This window comes from Nocardia citri (assembly GCF_054065835.1).
Map to the genome: position 1 here is coordinate 1 of NZ_JBSUQM010000095.1, position 224 is coordinate 224.

Below are 224 nucleotides of genomic sequence, written 5' to 3' on the forward strand. Positions count from 1 at the left end.
ACGACTGACACCGCGGCCGCGCGGCCTTGGGACAGCAGCAGACCGGTCAGGCGCCGGAACTCCTGCTGCTCGTCGCGTTCGGCGTAAGACGACAGGGAAGCGGCTTCGTCGATGATGATCAGGATCAACGGCTCATCGATGCTGGGGACGAGCTTGCGGACACCAGCGGTACGCATCCGGGCCAGGCGTTCGCGCATCTCTTCCACGGCTTCACGCAGCATCGC

At 65.6% G+C, this 224-nt stretch carries 1 pseudogene; it reads right to left on the reverse strand.

What is annotated here, in order from left to right:
• Positions 1–224 (reverse strand): annotated as a pseudogene (locus tag ACW2Q0_RS31270) (FtsK/SpoIIIE domain-containing protein); the annotation flags it as partial.